The sequence below is a fragment of the Mycetocola sp. TRD_SC_2 genome (assembly GCF_055361225.1).
The window spans coordinates 1,309,065-1,326,741 of record NZ_CM143954.1; the positions used below are offsets into that span (position 1 = coordinate 1,309,065).

The following is a 17,677-nucleotide window of genomic DNA, read 5'->3' on the forward strand; positions in this document are numbered from 1 at the left end:
ATCGTGACTGCCCAGGCAGCGCGCAGAAACGACGACGAGCGCGACCCCGGCAGGTCGGCATCCGCCTCCCAGCTTCTCAGCATCGGGCAGGTTCTCGCGCGGCTGGCGAAGGAGTTTCCCGAGCTCAGCAACTCTAAGCTGCGGTTCCTCGAGGAGCAGGGTCTCGTCTCTCCGTCGCGGACAAAATCCGGGTACCGCAAGTTCTCGCCGCAGGATGTGGAGCGGCTTCGGCTGATCCTGTCCATGCAGCGGGATCACTATCTTCCCCTCAAGGTCATCCGCGGCCACCTCGCCGACATCGACGCCGGGCGCGCTCCGTCGCTGCCCGGCGCGCCGTCGAACGGGCAGTTGTCGACGATCATCCCTGCTGGCAGGCGTTACCGGCGCGAAGACGTTCTTCGCGAATCCGGAGCGAGTGCCACACTGATGTCTGACGCCATTTCTGCGTCGATCATCACCCCGGCAGACAACTACGGTGAGGATGCCATCACCGTTTTGCGTTCGCTCGTCGCCCTGAAGAAGTGCGGCATCGAGCCTCGCCACCTTCGTGGTTACCGGGCGACTGCCGAACGTGAGGTCAGCATGATCGAGAGCGCCCTGCTTCCGATCGCGCGGCGCAAGGATGCGGCCAGCCGAGCGCGGGCGGCCGAACTTTCCGGTGAAATCGCCGGCCAGCTCGACGTGATTCGCGCGAGCCTCGTGCGGAGCGCACTGGGCCGACTGACGTCGTGAGATTAGACTGAATTTTCCGGCCTTGATTGTCACAGAATGATCACGGCCAACCGACACGCCGACGTCCCCCGTCGGATGTCGTTGTAGAAGCCCGCCGCCCTCGGTACCGTGGACTGTGCGGTACCGCCGCAGTTGAAACCCAAGAGGAGCACACGGATGAGCGATTTCCCCGCCAACGACAGTCCTCGCTATGACCTGGGTCTCCTGTTCACCGACGGACTGCCCGAACTCGACGACCAAGCCGGCTACCGCGGCGCTGTCGCTGCCCGCGCCGCGGGTATCAGTTACCGCCAGCTCGACTACTGGGCACGCACAGGACTCGTCGAGCCCACCGTGCGTGGTGCAGCCGGTTCCGGGTCGCAGCGTCTCTACGGCTTCCGTGACATCCTCGTGCTCAAGCTCGTGAAGCGCCTTCTCGACACCGGCATCTCGCTCCAGCAGATCCGCACCGCTGTGAACCAGCTGCGTGAGTCCGGGGTGAATGACCTCGCACAGACCACCCTCATGTCCGATGGCGCCAGCGTCTACCTGTGCACGTCCGACGATGAGGTCATCGACCTCGTCAGCCGCGGCCAGGGCGTCTTCGGTATTGCCGTGGGCAAGGTTCTCCGCGAGGTGGAGACCACCCTGATCGAGTTCGACTCGCAGGCTGCAGACCCCATGGACGAGCTCGCCGCCCGTCGCGCCGCACGCACGGCCTGAGTTCCTCCGCCGCCTCTGCCCGCGATTTCACCCACTGCGCGGATTCACCCGGCGCAACGCGTGAATCGGTCCGCATTGGATGAAAACCTGCGCAGACGACAGCCCGGACCGCTGAGCGCCTGAGCCGACGAAAACTTACCGGGCAGCCTTCGCGGCGTCAGCGTATTCGCCGACACGGCCGGTGCGAAGCACACGGTCGAGCAACTGGTCGAAGTTCGACGCCATCTCCTGGGCGCTGTCGCCCGGCCAGATGTGCAGCGGCTTCGCGGCACCCTGCGCCTGCTGGAGCGACGTGCGCTCGGGCAGCTGGGGGCTGAGAACGAGGGGACCGAACATGTCGCGCAGTTCCTTGATCCGGAACTGGTGCTCCATGGACTGCGAACGAACACGGTTGACGACGATCCCGAGGGGCTGCAGGCGCGGGCTCAGGCCCCGCCGGATCTCCTCGATCGCCCGGAGGGCACGGTCGGCAGCAGCAACGGAGAACAGGCCGGGCTCGGTGACGACAACGACACGGTCACTTGCCGCCCACGCGGTACGGGTGAGCGCGTTGAGCGACGGAGCACAGTCGATCAGCACGAGGTCATAGTCGTCCTCGACGTGAGCGAGAGCTTCTTCGAGCTTCCAGATATCGCGAATCGACGGGTGTGGGCCGTCGAAGTTGATGGCGGACGGGCTTCCGATGAGCACGTCGATGGTGCCGGGGTGCGTCTTCGTCCAGCCGCTCGGCGCAATCGCCTGACGCACCGTCTTCTCCTTGGGAGAAGCGAGGACATCGGCGACATTCAGCCGGCCGGCGAGGGAGATATCCATGCCGGTCGAGACATCTGACTGTGGATCGAGGTCGACAACGAGGGTTCGGACGCCCTTGGCGAACGCGGCGGAGGCCAGGCCAAGGCTGACGGTGGTTTTCCCGACGCCTCCCTTGAGGCTCGAGACGCTGAGTACGTGCACAAGAAGATACGTTACCTTCACTAAGCTTGCAGAACCTAACTGTTCCCTGTGCGCTGTGCTGCCAGAGAGGTCTGCATGTTCAACAAAATTCTCGTTGCCAACCGAGGCGAAATCGCCATCCGCGCGTTCCGCGCCGCTTATGAACTCGGGGCAAAAACCGTTGCCGTCTTCCCTTTTGAAGACCGCAATTCCATGCACAGGCTGAAGGCCGATGAGGCCTATCAGATCGGCGAACCCGGTCATCCCGTGCGTGCCTACCTCGACGTCGCGGAGATCATTCGCGTCGCTCTCGAGTCCGGATCGGATGCCATCTATCCCGGTTACGGATTCCTCTCCGAGAACCCGGACCTTGCCGAACAGGCCGCCGCGAACGGCATTACTTTCATCGGTCCGACCTCCGACGTGCTCAAGATGGCCGGCAACAAGGTCACCGCCAAGACTCACGCGATCGAGGCCGGCGTTCCGGTCCTCGCCTCCACCCCGGCATCCCGCGACATCGACGAACTTCTCGCCGGCGCAGACGAGGTCGGTTTCCCGCTGTTCGCGAAGGCCGTCGCCGGCGGCGGCGGACGAGGGATGCGACGTGTCGGCACCAAGGAGGAGCTCGCTCCAGCCCTCGCAGAAGCCATGCGTGAGGCGGACAGCGCCTTCGGTGACCCGACCATGTTCCTCGAGCAGGCTGTGATCCGTCCGCGCCACATCGAGGTCCAGATCCTCGCGGATGCCAACGGTGAAACCGTGCACCTGTTCGAGCGGGACTGCTCGGTCCAGCGCCGGAACCAGAAGGTCGTCGAGATCGCCCCGGCTCCGAACATCAGCGACGAGTTGCGTGCCAACCTCTACCGCGACGCGATCGCTTTCGCCCGGTCGATCGGCTACGTCAACGCCGGAACCGTCGAGTTCCTCCTCGACACAGCGGGGGAGCGCGCGGGTAAGCACGTCTTCATCGAGATGAACCCGCGCATCCAGGTCGAGCACACGGTGACAGAAGAAGTCACAGACGTCGACCTCGTCCAGGCCCAGATCCGCATCGCTGCGGGGGAGAGCCTCGCCGAACTGCGTCTCACCCAGGATCAGATCAAGCTCCACGGTGCGGCACTGCAGTGCCGGATCACGACCGAGGACCCGTCGCAGAACTTCCGCCCGGACACGGGCAAGATCACGACGTACCGCTCACCGGGTGGTGGCGGCATCCGTCTCGACGGTGGAACGATCAACCCCGGTGCGCAGATCAGCCCGCACTTCGACTCCATGCTCGCGAAGATGACCTGCCGCGGCCGTGACTTCCCCGCCGCCGTCGCGCGGGCGAAGCGAGGGCTCGCCGAGTTCCGCATCCGCGGCGTTTCGACGAACATCTCGTTCCTGCAGGCTGTTCTCGAGGACCCGTCGTTCGTCGCCGGTGATCTCAGCACGTCGTTCATCGATGAGCGTCCGCAACTGGTCCAGGGCCGCGTCTCCAAGGACCGCGGAACGAAGATCATGAACTGGCTCGCCGACGTCACGGTGAACCAGCCGTACGGCCCACGGCCGACCAACTTCCACCCGGTCGAGAAGCTACCCGAGATCGACCTCAGCCAGCCCGCTCCCGCCGGTGCGCGCCAGCGGCTGCTCGAACTCGGACCGCAGGGGTTCGCCCGCTCGCTCCGCGAGCAGACCGCCCTCGCCGTGACCGAGACGACATTCCGCGACGCACACCAGTCGCTCCTCGCGACTCGCGTGCGCACCCGCGACCTGCTCGCCGCGGCACCGCACGTGGCACGACTGACGCCCGAACTTCTCTCGGTCGAGGCCTGGGGAGGCGCAACGTACGACGTCGCCCTCCGCTTCCTCGGTGAAGACCCGTGGGAGCGGCTGTCGAGCCTGCGTGAAGCCCTGCCGAACATCAACATCCAGATGCTGCTCCGCGGCCGCAACACGGTCGGATACACGCCGTACCCGACAGCGGTGACGGATGCCTTCGTCCGGGAGGCAGCGGACAGCGGGGTGGACATCTTCCGCATCTTCGACGCCCTCAACGACGTCAACCAGATGCGTCCGGCAATCGACGCCGTACTCGCGACCGGGACGACGGTTGCCGAGGTGGCCGTCTGCTACACCGGTGACCTCCTCGACCCGAACGAGGACCTCTACACCCTCGACTACTACCTGAACCTTGCGGACGAAATCGTCGCGGCCGGTGCGCACATCCTCGCGATCAAGGACATGGCCGGCCTCCTCCGGCCCGCTGCCGCGGCGCGCCTCGTCTCAGCATTCCGCGACCGGTTCGACCTCCCCGTGCACGTGCACACGCACGACACGGCAGGCGGCCAGCTGGCAACTCTGCTCGCTGCGAGCCAGGCAGGCGCTGACGCGGTCGACGTCGCCAGCGCTCCGATGGCAGGGACCACCAGCCAGCCATCGGCGTCCGCTCTCGTCGCAGCACTCGCGCACACCGAACGCGACACCGGGCTCTCGCTCGAGGCCGTCACTGACCTCGAGCCGTACTGGGAAGCCGTTCGGCACATCTACAAGCCGTTTGAGTCCGGCCTGCCCGGGCCGACCGGTCGGGTGTACCGCCACGAGATCCCGGGTGGCCAGCTCTCGAACCTGCGCCAGCAGGCCATCGCCCTTGGCCTCGCCGATCACTTCGAACTGATCGAGGACATGTACGCCGCGGCGAACAACATCCTCGGCCGGGTCCCGAAGGTCACCCCGTCGTCGAAGGTCGTCGGCGATCTCGCCCTGTACCTCGCCGCTGTGAAGGCAGATCCGGCAGACTTCGCCGAGAACCCGCACAAGTACGATGTGCCTGACTCGGTGGTCGGCTTCATGGCCGGTGAGCTGGGCGACCTGCCCGGCGGCTGGCCAGAGCCTTTCCGCAGCAAGGTCCTCGCCGGCAGGAACATCAACATCGAGGTCGCGCCGCTCAGCGACGATGACCAGAAGCTCCTCGACGGCAGTTCGACCGACCGGCGGGCAACGCTCAACCGCCTGCTGTTCGCCGCTCCGACCAAGCAGTTCGAGACGGTGCGCGAGACCTACGGCGACCTCTCCGTTGTCGACACCATCGACTACCTGTACGGACTCGAGCCCGGCGAAGAGCACGTCATCGAGATCGCGAAGGGCGTGCGGCTGTACGCGGGCCTCGAAGCGATCGGTGAACCCGATGACAAGGGCATGCGGACCGTCATGACGACCCTCAACGGCCAGTTGCGCCCGGTGTTCATCCGGGACCAGAGCATCACCGTGGAATCGAAGGTCGTCGAGAAGGCGGACACGTCGAAGCCCGGGCAGGTTGCCGCGCCGTTCTCCGGTGTCGTCACGCTCAAGGTGCAGGAGGGTGACGTCGTCGCCGCGGGTGATGCCGTCGCATCCATCGAGGCGATGAAGATGGAAGCCGCGATCACCACGGCTGTCGCAGGGCGCGTTCAGCGGCTCGCCATCCCCGGCACCCAGCAGGTGGAGGCGGGCGACCTCCTTGTCGTCGTCCAGCCGGGGGAGTAGGAGCCGTGGGGCTGCGTGCCTAAACTTGGGGTCGAACCCGAACGAAGGAGGCAGCCCATGGCTTCCACCACACCAGGCCGAGGCACCCCGCGTCACTCCAGTGACGACGTCGTCGCGCCCCGGCTCGACGACGTCGGTGTGGATGCCGCCGCCAGCGACCTGTCCGGAAGGCCGGCGACGCTTTCTGTCCAGTTCCCGGCGGCGCCCGTCCACGACATTCCCGAGGACGAGCTCGCCGTCGCCATCGATGATGTTCCTGTGAACCCGGAAACTCTCGACTCCGAGCATTCGCGAACCCGGATCGTCGAGGTTCCTGCTGTCCCGTCCGGAGCGGATGAACCGCAGAGTGTCAGCGCAACGCGCTACCAGACCGGTGCTCCCGAGTCGTCGGCGTTACTCACGAGCGAGAGACTTCTCGACGGTACTCCGGCTACCCGGGTGCCGCCGGAGGGGCGCTGGCAGAAGCTCGTCTACGACGTGACGCGTTCCCGGGTGAACCTCGGCGATTCCGCCCAGGCGGTCGCCCGCAAGGAACTCGACGCCCGGATCCGTCGACGCTGGGAGGGCGGAGCGAGATTCGTGCCCGTGCTCACCCGCAAGGGCGGCGTTGGCAAGACGACCGTCACGGCGCTTCTCGGTATGGCACTCGCGGATGCCCGGGACGATCGCGTGATCGCGATCGACGCGAACCCCGATCGGGGAACTCTCTCTGAACGGATTGCGCAGCACACCGACTACACCGTGCGTGACATCGTGCGTGACATCGACAGCATCACCGGGTACTCGGAATTTTCCGAGCGCGTGGCCCGCGATGAGACCCGGCTCGACGTGCTTGCGTCAGACACGGACCCTCATCTCGCCGAGGCATTCAACGAGGCCGACTACGACACGGTCGCCGGTCTCGCCGCCCGCTACTACTCACTCGTTCTCACCGACTGCGGAACCGGGATCGTTCACTCCGTCATGCGGGCAACCCTTGCCCGCGCGGATTCTGTCGTCATCGTGTCCGGGGCCAGCGTCGACGAAGCCCGGCTGGCATCCGAGACCCTGACCTGGCTCGAGCAAAACGGCTATGAGAAGCTCGTGAAAGAGGCCATCGTTGTGCTGAACACCGCAACGCACGGCGCGCACATGGTTCGGCTCGATGAGATCGAGACCCATTTTCAGTCCCGGGTGAGAGAGATTGTGCGGATCCCGTACGATCCGCAGCTCGCGGCTGGCTCCGCCATTTCCTTCCGGGACCTGCGCCCGGTCACCCGCCATGCCGCGAGAACCCTCGCCGCACTCGTCGTCGAGGGTCTGCCCTCGCGACGAGCCTGACACACGAAAGATCCCAGTGACAGAACGACAGATCCGTATTTTCGGGGACCCCGTCCTCAAGACAGCATCCGATCCGATCGACACGATCGACGACGGCGTCCGGGGCCTCGTGGAGGACCTGCTCGACAGTGTTCGGCCGCCCGGGCGGGCCGGAGTCGCGGCGAGCCAGATCGGGGTGAACCTGCGCGCGTTCAGCTACAACATCGACGGCGACATCGGATACATCCTCAACCCGGTGATCGTCGAAACCCGGGGCGAGAAGGAGCCGGTCGACGAAGGGTGCCTTTCGGTGCCCGGGCTCTGGTATCCCACTCCCCGGTACCCGTTCGTGCGCGTCGTCGGAAACGACCTTGACGGTCAGCCGGTCGAACTCAGCGGGACCGGGCTGCTCGCCCAGGCGCTGCAGCACGAGGTCGACCACCTCGACGGGTTGCTCTACCTCGACCGACTCGACAAAGAGAATCGCCGTGCGGCGATGAAAGAAGTCCGCGAGAGCGACTGGTTCTGATCGCTCACACGCGAAAACGGCCCCGAACCCTGTCCAGGGACCGGGGCCGTTCTTCGTTGTGGAGTTCTAGCCGAGGGGGATGCCCTGGGTCGGCGCGTCTGCGTAAAGCGCGTCGATATCGGTGGCGAAGTCCTTGAGGATCACGTGGCGCTTGATGCTGAGCTTCGGCGTCAGGTGACCGCTCGCTTCGGTGAACTCCGTCGGGAGCACAACGAACTTGCGGATGGACTCCGCACGGGAGACCTTGTTGTTCGCCGCGTCGATCGCCCGCTGGATCTCCTCGAGAACGGCCGGGTTCTTCGCTGCCTGCTCAAGGCTGAGCGTCGCATCCTGACCGTTGTTGCCGAGCCACGTGGGCAGCATCTCCGAGTCCAGGGTGATCAGCGCAGAGATGAACGGGCGCTGGTCTCCGACGACGACGACCTGTCCAACCACGGGGTTCGACCGGATCGGGTCCTCGAGGCTGGCGGGGGCGACGTTCTTGCCTGCCGCCGTGACGATGATCTCCTTCTTGCGGCCCGTGATCGTGAGGTTTCCGTCCTTGTCGAATGACCCGAGGTCGCCGGTGCGGAACCAGCCGTCGTTGAAGGCCTCCGCCGTTGCTTCGGGGTTCTTCCAGTACTCCTTGAAGACGTTGATGCCCTTGACTTCGATCTCACCGTCATCGAGTGTGCGGATGGCAACACCGGGCATTGCCGGTCCGACCGTCCCGATCGGGGTCTTACCCGGGCGGCCGACCGATGCGGGTGCCGTGGTCTCGGTGAGGCCATAGCCCTCGAGGATCTCGATACCGAGGCTGTGGAAGAAGTGCCCGAGTCGCGGCCCGAGCGGCGCTGAACCGGAGACCGCGTACTCGACGTGGCCGCCCATCGCGGTGCGGAGCTTGCTGTAGACGAGCTTGTCGAAGAGCTTGAACTGCAGCTTCAGGCCGATCGGAATCGAGTCGCCCTTCTGCTTCGCGATCGAGTGGGCGACGGCGAGATCCGCTGCGCGGCGGAAGATCTTTCCCTTGCCGCCCGCTTCGGCCTTCTGCTCTGCCGAGTTGTAGACCTTCTCGAAGACGCGCGGTACGGCGAGGAGATACGTCGGCTTGAAGGATCCGAGCGACGGCAGCAGCTGCTTGGTGTCCGGCTGGTGCCCCGTTTTCACGCCCGCGTGAACGTTGAGCACCGAGATGAACCGGGCGAAGACGTGTGCGAGGGTGATGAAGAGGAGAGTGGATGCTCCGTTCGGGGCGGCGACAACCTCACGGAGAGCGACGGCGGAGTTCCGGGACAGCTCGACGAAGTTCGAGTGGGTGAGGACACAGCCCTTCGGCTTCCCGGTGGATCCGGACGTGTAGATGAGCGTGGCGATGTCTGAGCCGACCGCGAGCTGGCGGCGGCGCTCGATCTCTTCGTCGGGAACGTCTGTTCCGCTCGCGGCGAGCTTGTCGAGATCACCGAGGTTGATCTGCCATACGTTGCGAACGAGGGGCAGCTCCGGGTGGATCTCATCAAATCGCGCGAAATGGTCGGCGGATTCGAGGATTGCGGCAACGGCGCCGGAATCACTCATGTTCCATTGGACCTGGCTCGGGGAGCTGGTCTCGTAGATGGGAACGAGGACAGCACCGGCGAACCAGGTGGCGAAGTCGATGAGGGACCATTCGTAGCTGGTCTTGGCCATGAGGCCGATTTTGTCGCCCGGTTCGATTCCTGCTGCGACGAGGCCCTTGGCGAGAGCGACGACCTGACGGTGGAACTCTGCGGCCGAAACGTCTTGCCACGAGCCTCCGCGGGGGAGGGCGAACAGGGGCGCGTTGGGAGTGAGCTTCACACGCTCGACGAGAAGGTCGGTGGTGTTGGCGTTCGGGTCGGCCGGGACGAGGGAGGGGACTTCAAACTGTTCCAAGGTAGCTCCTTTGGTACCTGTAGGGGCAAGGTACGTCTACTCTAGGGGGCAGCCGACCGCTGACCCCTGTTCTCGTGGCGGGAGTTGGCCCGGATCACTAAACTGATCCGGGCCGCGAGGGACGTTGTTGTGGCTTTCGGCAGTCCACCCCCCACTTTGGAGGTCTTTTCCGCGTGCACGCCATTGGTATCGACATCGGTGGAACGAAGATCGCCGGAGCGCTGGTTGACGACGACGGACTTGTCGTCGCTGAAGCACGCATCCCGACTCCCACAGGTCCGACCCAACTGATCGAGGACGCCGTCGTCGAGATGGTCGACGGCCTCGCATCCGGTCGTGACGTCGAGGGTGTTGGGGTGGCAGCGGCAGGATTCATCGACGCCGCCCAGTCGACCGTCTACTACGCCCCCAACATCAACTGGCGGAACGAACCGTTCCAGAGCCGTCTCGCCGCGCGCATCGACCTGCCGATCATCATCGAGAACGACGCCAACGCGGCCGGGTGGGCCGAGTTCCGATTCGGAGCCGGTCGGCTGGTGAGCGACATGGTCATGCTGACGATCGGTACAGGAGTCGGTGGGGCATTCGTCACTGGCGACAAGCTCTTCCGCGGCGGGTTCGGCGCAGGGGCCGAACTTGGTCACCTGCGGCTCATCCCCGATGGACTGCCGTGCGGCTGCGGCCAGCACGGGTGTCTCGAGCAATACGGGTCCGGGCGGGCGCTGCTCCGCATGGCCAACGAATTCGCCGACGCCGGAGGCATCGGCCAGGCCCTCGCCGAGCGCAGGAACCTCTCCGGGGTTCTCACCGGGCACGACGTCGCCGATCTGATTGCTGAAGGCGACGGGGGTGCCCTCGCCGCACTGCGTCAGCTTGGCAACTGGCTCGGTCAGGGCTGCGCAACGCTCGGGGCGATCCTCGACCCCCAGCTTTTCGTTTTCGGCGGGGGAGTGGCCCAGGTTGGCGAGCTTCTGCTCGAGCCGATCCGGCATGCCTACCTTGAGCACCTTCCGGCGCGGGGCTACCACCCCGAGCCCGAGTTTCGCATCGCCGAACTGGTGAATGACGCCGGCGTCGTCGGCGCCGCAGACCTCGCCCGGGTCTCCGCACGTCGGACCGCCCCGGCGAGACAGCTGTAGGGGATACTGGAACGACGATGTTCTATTGGTTCATGAAGTACCTGGTGGCGGGACCGCTGTTCAAGACGCTCTTCCGCCCGTGGGTGATCGGCCAGGACAACATCCCCAAGACCGGCGGTGCGATCCTCGCCTCCAACCATTTGTCTGTCATCGACTCGGTATTCCTTCCGCTCTACCTCGACCGCCGAATCTCTTTCCTCGCGAAGAGCGAGTACTTCACGGGCAAGGGGCTCAAGGGCTGGGCCACCCGAACGTTCATGAAGGCAACGGGCCAGCTCCCGATCGACCGCTCCGGCGGCAAAGCGTCAGAAGCTTCGCTCAACACGGGCCTCCGCATTCTCGGCGGGGGCGACCTTCTCGGCATCTACCCGGAGGGAACTCGCAGCCCGGACGGCAAGATGTACCGTGGCCGAACCGGCGTGGCTCGCATGGTGCTTGAAGCCGGGGTGCCGATCATTCCCATCGCGATGGTCGACACCGAGAAGATGATGCCGATCGGCACCACTCTTCCTCGACTTCGGAGGATCGGGATCATCATCGGTGAACCCCTCGACTTCAGCCGGTTCGAGGGTATGGAGGGCGACCGATTCATCCTCCGCTCGATCACCGATGAGCTGATGTATGAGATGCAGCGACTGAGCAAGCAGGAATACGTCGACGTGTACGCCACGAGCGTGAAGGAAAAGGCACCAAGTCTTTCGCGGTAGGGTTGGAAATTGGGCCCGTTGTGGTGCTCACTTCCCCCCTTCTGAGAGAAACAGGAACGTTCCGTGGTAGATCCAACTGATCCGGTGGTATTGGCAGATGACTCTGTGATTGCCGGTCTGGACTATTGGCGTGAACTGCCGATCAAGCAGCAGCCGGAATGGCCGGACCCGGATGCCGTCGGTCGCGCATCCGCTCAGATCGCTTCTTTTCCTCCCCTCGTTTTCGCCGGTGAAGTCGATATTCTCCGCGAACGTCTCGCGCGGGCCGCGAGCGGCGACGCCTTCCTTCTGCAGGGCGGCGACTGTGCCGAAACCTTCGCGGGAGCAACGGCTGACCAGATCCGTAACCGAGTGAAAACCATCCTCCAGATGGCCGTCGTCCTCACCTACGGTGCATCGATGCCGGTGATCAAGATGGGCCGCATGGCCGGTCAGTTCGCGAAGCCCCGCTCGAGCGACACCGAAACGCGTGGCGATGTCACGCTGCCCGCGTACCGCGGCGACATCGTCAACGGGTACGACTTCACCCCTGAGTCGCGCCGCGCGGACCCGAACCGTCTGGTGCAGGGCTACCACACGGCAGCGTCGACGCTCAACCTGATTCGCGCGTTCACGCAGGGCGGTTTCGCCGACCTGCGCCAGGTGCACAGCTGGAACCGTGGTTTCGCCTCGAACCCGGCCAACCACAGGTACGAACAGCTCGCGAGCCAGATCGACAAGGCCATCCGCTTCATGGAGGCTGCGGGGGCTGACTTCGACGAGCTCAAGCGCGTTGAGTTCTACACCGCTCACGAGGGCCTGCTGATGGATTACGAGCGGCCGATGACGCGCATCGACTCGCGCACGGGAACGCCGTACAACACGTCATCCCACTTCATCTGGATCGGGGAGCGCACACGCGACCTCGACGGCGCCCACGTCGACTTCCTGTCGCGTGTCCGCAATCCGATCGGTGTGAAGCTCGGGCCGTCGACCACGCCCCAGGCGATGCAGGAACTCATCGAAAAGCTCGACCCTGAGCGCGAACCGGGCCGACTCACCTTCATCACCCGGATGGGTGCAGGAAAAATCCGGGATGCATTGCCTCCGCTTCTCGAGGCAATCAAGGCGACCGACGCGAACCCGCTGTGGGTCACCGACCCGATGCACGGCAACGGAATCACGACGCCGAACGGTTACAAGACCCGCCGCTTCGACGACGTCGTCGACGAAGTGAAGGGTTTCTTCGAGGCTCACCGGGCCGCTGGGACGCACCCGGGCGGCATCCACGTTGAGCTCACCGGTGACGACGTCACCGAGTGCCTGGGCGGTTCGGAGCACCTCGACGAGGCCGCGCTTTCGACGCGGTACGAGTCGCTGTGCGACCCGCGGCTCAACCACATGCAGTCGCTCGAACTGGCGTTCCTCGTAGCCGAAGAGCTCAGCAAGTAAACCGAGCGACACGACAGAGGCGCCGGGAACGACAGTTCCCGGCGCCTCTTCTGTATCCGGATGCGGCTCAGCTCAGGATGTTCGCGGTCACCGTGATCGTCGACCCCCGTCGTGCGGAATCGCCGGCCGCGGGGTCGATGCTGTCGACGGTCAGACGGGTCGGTGCCCAGAACGGCTCTTCGAGATCGCTGTCGACGGTGGTTTTGAACCCGGCGTCCTGCAGCTTCTGGATGGCGTCGGCGACGAGCATGCCGACGACGTCAGGAATCTGAACGAGATCGACGCCCTTGGACACCACGAGCCTGACGTCGTCGCCCGGGCGGATGACACCGTCGGCGACGATGACGGAGAGCACGAGACCCTTGTCGATCTCATCGCTGAATCGTTCCTCGACCTTGTCCGAGACAACCAAACCGACGTCTTCGAACGCCGCACGTGCGGCATCCGGGCTCAACCCGACCCCGTTGGGCATGGCGCCGACGGACACCGCGAGGTTGATCGTCTCGCCCTGCAGGATCTCGCCGCCGGCGGAGAAATCCTTCTCGCTCGCCGGATCGGCGGCGCTGATGACGACATCCGGTTCCACGTCACGGTTGAACTGTTTATCGACGGCGCCGACCGTCAGGCGGTTCTCGGTCAGGAAGGCTTCGGTTTCTTCCAGCGTCATGCCCGCGAGCGCCGGGACGGTGACGGGGGCCCGCCCGAGCGACACGTTCACGGTGACCGCCGAGTCGCGCACGACCTGGCTTCCCGGTCCCGGGTCCGTGCTCGAGACGAGACCGGTCGCCACATCAAAGCTGTGTTCGCTGCCCTGCTCGACCTGAAGTCCCATCTCCTGAAGGATCGCCGTCGCCTCCTCCGGTGTCGAATTGATGAGATCGGGCATGGAGACCTGCGAACCCGGGCCGGCGCCGAAGTACCAGCCGGTTCCGCCCGAGACCGCGGCGAGCATGAGGACGAGGGCGAGGATCCACCAGCCTTTCTTGCGTCGGCGCGCGGTCGTCGCGCGAAGGGTGGACGTCGCGTCCTCGGGAGCGACCGGGTCGGTCGACATGTTCGCTGAGGTGAGGGCCTGAGTGAATTCTGCGGTGTCGCTGATCGGTGGCGCGGCCGGCATGAGCATCGTCGGGTTGTGTGCCACGGTGGCATTCGAGGCGAATCCCAACTGCTTCTCGACCTCACGGAGCCGCTCGAGCAATTCGCGAGCATCGCTTGGGCGTTCGTCGGGCGACCGCTCGGTCGCCCAGAGAACGAGGTCGTCGAGGGGGTCGGGAACGGAAGGGTTCACGACGCTCGGCCGCGGAACTGATTCATTCGCGTGCTGGTACGCGATCTGCATCGGCTGTTCACCCTTGTACGGCTGCTCACCCGTGAGCATTTCGTACATCATGATGCCGAGCGCGTAGATGTCGCTTCTGGCGTCGGCGACGCCACGGGTGACGAGTTCGGGGGAGAGGTAGGCGATGGTGCCGAGCAGTGATTGCCCGGTCGCCGTGTTCGCGCTCGCGGCTCGGGCGAGACCGAAGTCGCTGATCTTGATGCGACCGTCGTCGGCGAGGAGAACGTTCTCGGGTTTGAGATCCCGGTGGATGATCCCGGCGCGGTGCGCAGCGGCGAGGCCACTCGTCACCGCGTCCATGATGTCGACGACCTGGCGAGGGGTGAGTTTGCCGTGGTCGCGGAGCAGATCGCGCAGGGTGATCCCGGGAAGGTATTCCATCACCAGGTACGCGAGATCCGAATCCTGGCCCTGATCGAAAACGCTCACCACATGCGGGTCGGCCAGTCGAGCAGCCGAGCGAGCCTCCTGAACGAACCGATTGCGGAAGTTGCTGTCGTCGGCGAGGTGCCCGTGCATGACCTTGATGGCGACCCGGCGTTCCAGTCGCTGGTCGGTGGCCAGGTACACGGTCGCCATACCGCCGCGGGCGATACGCGAACGGACCTCGTAGCGGTCGTCGATAAGACGACCGATGAGAGGGTCGATTCGCTGGCTGGTTGTCACGATCCGAAGTCTATGGAGCCGCACGCCATACGTGCTGGCAAAACACCGGACCAGCGGCTAATGCCGACGAATTCGTAACCGTATTGTGAAGAAATCGGCCGATGCGGGCGCGGACAGGCTCGGGTCAACCGAGCTGGCTCAGCCAGGCGCGCGCCGACGTCTCCCACTTGGCATAGGCATCCGGGTGGGCGGACTTCTGTACGGCCTGGGCGGCGTCGGTGAGCGACATCGATGTCCAGCCCGGAATGTCGAAGAGGCCAGCGGTGAGTCCGGGGTTCGGGTTGTTCTTGCCGCCAAAGAACGCTTTCGTGGCCCGCACGGGGTCGAGCAGCTGCGCGGCCGTTCCCCAGCCCTGGCTTGGTCGCTGCTGGAACAGACCGAGAGAGTCACGGTCACCGAACTGCACGTTGCGGAGACTCGACTCCTGCGCAGCGGTTGCGAGGGCGATGACGAGCGCTTCGTCGCTAGCTCCGATGGATCGGCCGGTTGCGACAATGATCCGTGCATTCGTCGCCATCTCGGCACTCAGCGGGGTGACGGCGCCCGTGCTCGCCTTGGGGGTCGGTTTCGGGGTCGGCGCCGGCGGAGACGCGGGGACAGCAGCACTCCCGGGAATCTTGAGAGATTGTCCCGGGTAGATGATGCTCGATGCGGTGAGCCCGTTCGCCGCGAGAATGGCGGAAACAGCGACACCGTGGTCTGCGGAGATGCCGCTGACGGTGTCGCCAGACACGACGACGTGGCTCGTTTTCGGAGCCGGCGCTGGGGTCGCCACCGGGGGCGCTGGGGTCGCTGTCGCGCCGGTGAGGCTGAGGACCTGCCCCGGGAAGATGGTGCTCGACCAGCTCAGCCCGTTGAGAGCGAGCACGGATGCCGTCGCGAGACCGTACCGCGCGGCGATGTCGCTCACGGTGTCGCCGGCTGCGACCGTGTAGCGGGCAGGAGCGGATGCGACCGCCTGAACGGCGGCAGGTGCAACTGCGAGCGGTTTCGGGCTCGGTGCGCTAGTGCGGGGAGAGGGGGAGTGCGGTGCTGCGGATGCCTCCGTGGGCACCGCCTGCATGCTGGCAGCGAGAGAGCCGGTGAGCAGGATCGGAAGTGTGAAATTGCGCGCCCGCTGGCGCGCGTCGCCCGCTCGGTGCGGTGTTACGGTTCGCTGCGCCATGAAAATGGCCCCCATTCGTGTGTCAATCGCCCCCAAGATTCGCACACCGCTGTGACAAGAGTCAATCAGGGAGACGGGTCGAACTCGGCCATGACTGCCCGAAACGACGCCAGAGGTCCACCGGCGGCGTCCGATCTGTCACACTCGTACGTGTGACAGATCTGTATGCAGACCGCCAGTGGCTGACCATTCCCGACCTCGTCGAGAAGCTCGACCTCACCCCAAGCAGGATTCGCCGCCTGATCGAAGAGCGCCAGCTTCTCGCAGTCAAGCGCGACGGTGTCCTCAGCATCCCGGCCGACTTCCTCAATGACGAGGACCAGCCGCTCAGTGAGCTTCGGGGGACTCTTTTCGTTCTCGCTGACGCCCGGTTCACGGATGACGAGGCGATGGAGTGGATGCTCTCGGTGGAGGAGAGCCTTGGAGCTGCTCCCATCGACGCACTGCGGGCTGGCCGTAAGGCCGAGGTTCGCCGTGTCGCGCAGGCTCTCGCCTGATTCGGCGGAGCTCGGTCGGGCTCAGTAGTTGCGCCGGACCACCGCATCAGCGAGGGACCGCAGGCCACTCGTCGCCGCATCGCTGAGCGCGGCCCCATCGAGGGCTTCGTTCGCCAGACCGAGGTTGTCGGCGATCATGGCCTCCACCTCATCGACGGCGCCCGAGTCCCGGATGGTTGCCTGCAGCGATGCGATTTGTTCTGCGTCGAGCGTAGGGTCGCCGAGCAGCTCATCGAAGATCCGGCGAGCCGCCTTCGGCAACGTCGGTCGGGTGAGCGCGACAAGCACGGTGCGTTTGCCCTCGAGGAGGTCGTCGCCGCTCGGCTTGCCGGTGACCGCAGCATCGCCGAAGACGCCAAGCAGGTCGTCGCGCAACTGGAAAGCGATACCGAGCGGCAGCCCGAACGCGCGCAGTGACGCCACCTGCTTTTCCGTCCCGCCACCGAGAAGAGCGCCCATCGCGAGAGGGCTCTCGACGCTGTACTTCGCTGACTTGAAGATCAGTACCTGCCTGGCGCGGTCGAGCTGTTCCTCCTCGGGGTGGGCCCGCCACGCGCGCTCCTCGAGGATGTCGAGGTATTGGCCGGCAGTCACCTCTGTTCTCATGCGCACGAATTCAGCCCGTGTGGCCCGTCTGGCGCCGGGAGCCACCTCGGCGAGCCCCTCGTCGAGGAGCTCATCGCTCCATCCGAGCAGCAGGTCACCGAGCAGAATGGCAGCCGCTCGGCCGTAACCATTACCGTCTCCGTCCCATCCGGATGAAAGATGGAGGGTCTTGAAACGCTTGTGTGCCGCTGGTGCTCCGCGCCGGGTGTCGGAATTGTCGATGATGTCGTCGTGCACGAGAGCGGCGGCGTGAAAAATCTCGAGGGCACCGGCGAGGGAGATCATCGCGTCGAGGGAATTTTCCGCGCCGTTTCCCGCCTCGGAGACGCTGTTCCACCCCCAGTAGCAGAAGCTTGCCCGGAAGCGTTTCCCACCGCTGAGAAACTCCCGAGAGAAGGAGGAGAACGGCTCGAGGTCAGCTCCCACCTGAGCGAGAATGGATTCACGAGAACTCAGGAAATTGTCGATCCTCGACTGGACCAGGTCGTGCAGGTTGGCAGTTTCACTCACAGCGCTAGCCTAGCCATCTGACCAT

Annotated in this window: 14 protein-coding genes; 9 read left to right on the forward strand and 5 right to left on the reverse strand. The window is 65.1% G+C overall.

What is annotated here, in order from left to right; translation table 11 throughout:
- Positions 1-3 precede the first annotated feature (3 nt).
- Positions 4-732 (forward strand): transcriptional regulator FtsR, encoded by a 729-nt coding sequence (gene ftsR / locus ACWA1Q_RS06245; protein ID WP_463760401.1) that lies wholly within the window; start codon positions 4-6, stop codon positions 730-732.
- 156 nt (positions 733-888) lie between these two features.
- A complete protein-coding gene (locus ACWA1Q_RS06250; RefSeq protein ID WP_463760402.1) occupies positions 889-1,434 on the forward strand; it encodes a MerR family transcriptional regulator in 546 nt (181 codons plus the stop codon).
- Between the two features lie 135 nt (positions 1,435-1,569).
- Here ACWA1Q_RS06250 and ACWA1Q_RS06255 read toward each other — a convergent pair whose 3' ends face one another.
- Positions 1,570-2,388 carry a ParA family protein gene (locus ACWA1Q_RS06255; RefSeq protein WP_121672106.1) on the reverse strand — a complete coding sequence of 273 codons (819 nt, stop codon included), beginning with the start codon at positions 2,386-2,388 and terminating at the stop codon, positions 1,570-1,572.
- A 75-nt stretch (positions 2,389-2,463) separates the two neighbouring features.
- Between ACWA1Q_RS06255 and ACWA1Q_RS06260 the strand changes: the two genes are divergently transcribed.
- Genes ACWA1Q_RS06260 through def form a run of 3 tightly spaced genes read left to right on the forward strand, consistent with a single transcriptional unit; the run spans position 2,464 to position 7,699 of the window.
- On the forward strand, positions 2,464-5,871 hold the full coding sequence (locus tag ACWA1Q_RS06260; protein WP_463760404.1) for a pyruvate carboxylase: 3,408 nt from the start codon (positions 2,464-2,466) through the stop codon (positions 5,869-5,871).
- 57 nt (positions 5,872-5,928) lie between these two features.
- A complete protein-coding gene (locus ACWA1Q_RS06265; RefSeq protein ID WP_463760405.1) occupies positions 5,929-7,191 on the forward strand; it encodes a MinD/ParA family ATP-binding protein in 1,263 nt (420 codons plus the stop codon).
- Positions 7,192-7,207: 16 nt separating this feature from the next.
- On the forward strand, positions 7,208-7,699 hold the full coding sequence (def, locus tag ACWA1Q_RS06270) for a peptide deformylase (RefSeq protein ID WP_463760406.1): 492 nt from the start codon (positions 7,208-7,210) through the stop codon (positions 7,697-7,699).
- 66 nt (positions 7,700-7,765) lie between these two features.
- Here def and ACWA1Q_RS06275 read toward each other — a convergent pair whose 3' ends face one another.
- On the reverse strand, positions 7,766-9,592 hold the full coding sequence (locus tag ACWA1Q_RS06275) for an AMP-dependent synthetase/ligase (protein WP_463760408.1): 1,827 nt from the start codon (positions 9,590-9,592) through the stop codon (positions 7,766-7,768).
- A gap of 173 nt (positions 9,593-9,765) precedes the next feature.
- Between ACWA1Q_RS06275 and ACWA1Q_RS06280 the strand changes: the two genes are divergently transcribed.
- The 3 genes from ACWA1Q_RS06280 (at position 9,766) to ACWA1Q_RS06290 (ending at position 12,869) form a co-directional block, all read left to right on the forward strand.
- On the forward strand, positions 9,766-10,731 hold the full coding sequence (locus tag ACWA1Q_RS06280; protein ID WP_463760409.1) for an ROK family glucokinase: 966 nt from the start codon (positions 9,766-9,768) through the stop codon (positions 10,729-10,731).
- Between the two features lie 17 nt (positions 10,732-10,748).
- Positions 10,749-11,438, forward strand: a complete 690-nt coding sequence (locus ACWA1Q_RS06285) for a lysophospholipid acyltransferase family protein (protein WP_463760410.1) — start codon at positions 10,749-10,751, stop codon at positions 11,436-11,438.
- A gap of 63 nt (positions 11,439-11,501) precedes the next feature.
- Complete coding sequence (locus ACWA1Q_RS06290; RefSeq protein ID WP_463760412.1) at positions 11,502-12,869, forward strand: class II 3-deoxy-7-phosphoheptulonate synthase; 1,368 nt, start codon at positions 11,502-11,504, stop codon at positions 12,867-12,869.
- A 67-nt stretch (positions 12,870-12,936) separates the two neighbouring features.
- On the opposite strand, the gene pknB is transcribed toward ACWA1Q_RS06290, so the two are convergent.
- Both pknB and ACWA1Q_RS06300 read right to left on the reverse strand, forming a co-directional pair.
- A complete protein-coding gene (gene pknB / locus ACWA1Q_RS06295; protein ID WP_463760414.1) occupies positions 12,937-14,874 on the reverse strand; it encodes a Stk1 family PASTA domain-containing Ser/Thr kinase in 1,938 nt (645 codons plus the stop codon).
- 124 nt (positions 14,875-14,998) lie between these two features.
- A complete protein-coding gene (locus ACWA1Q_RS06300; RefSeq protein WP_463760416.1) occupies positions 14,999-16,039 on the reverse strand; it encodes a LysM peptidoglycan-binding domain-containing protein in 1,041 nt (346 codons plus the stop codon).
- Positions 16,040-16,191: 152 nt separating this feature from the next.
- On the opposite strand from ACWA1Q_RS06300, the gene ACWA1Q_RS06305 reads away from it, so the two are divergent.
- The gene (locus ACWA1Q_RS06305) at positions 16,192-16,536 is read left to right on the forward strand and encodes an Rv2175c family DNA-binding protein (RefSeq protein WP_463760417.1); all 345 of its coding nucleotides are present in this window, start codon (positions 16,192-16,194) and stop codon (positions 16,534-16,536) included.
- 21 nt (positions 16,537-16,557) lie between these two features.
- On the opposite strand, the gene ACWA1Q_RS06310 is transcribed toward ACWA1Q_RS06305, so the two are convergent.
- Positions 16,558-17,652 (reverse strand): polyprenyl synthetase family protein, encoded by a 1,095-nt coding sequence (locus ACWA1Q_RS06310; protein WP_463760419.1) that lies wholly within the window; start codon positions 17,650-17,652, stop codon positions 16,558-16,560.
- Positions 17,653-17,677: the final 25 nt, after the last annotated feature.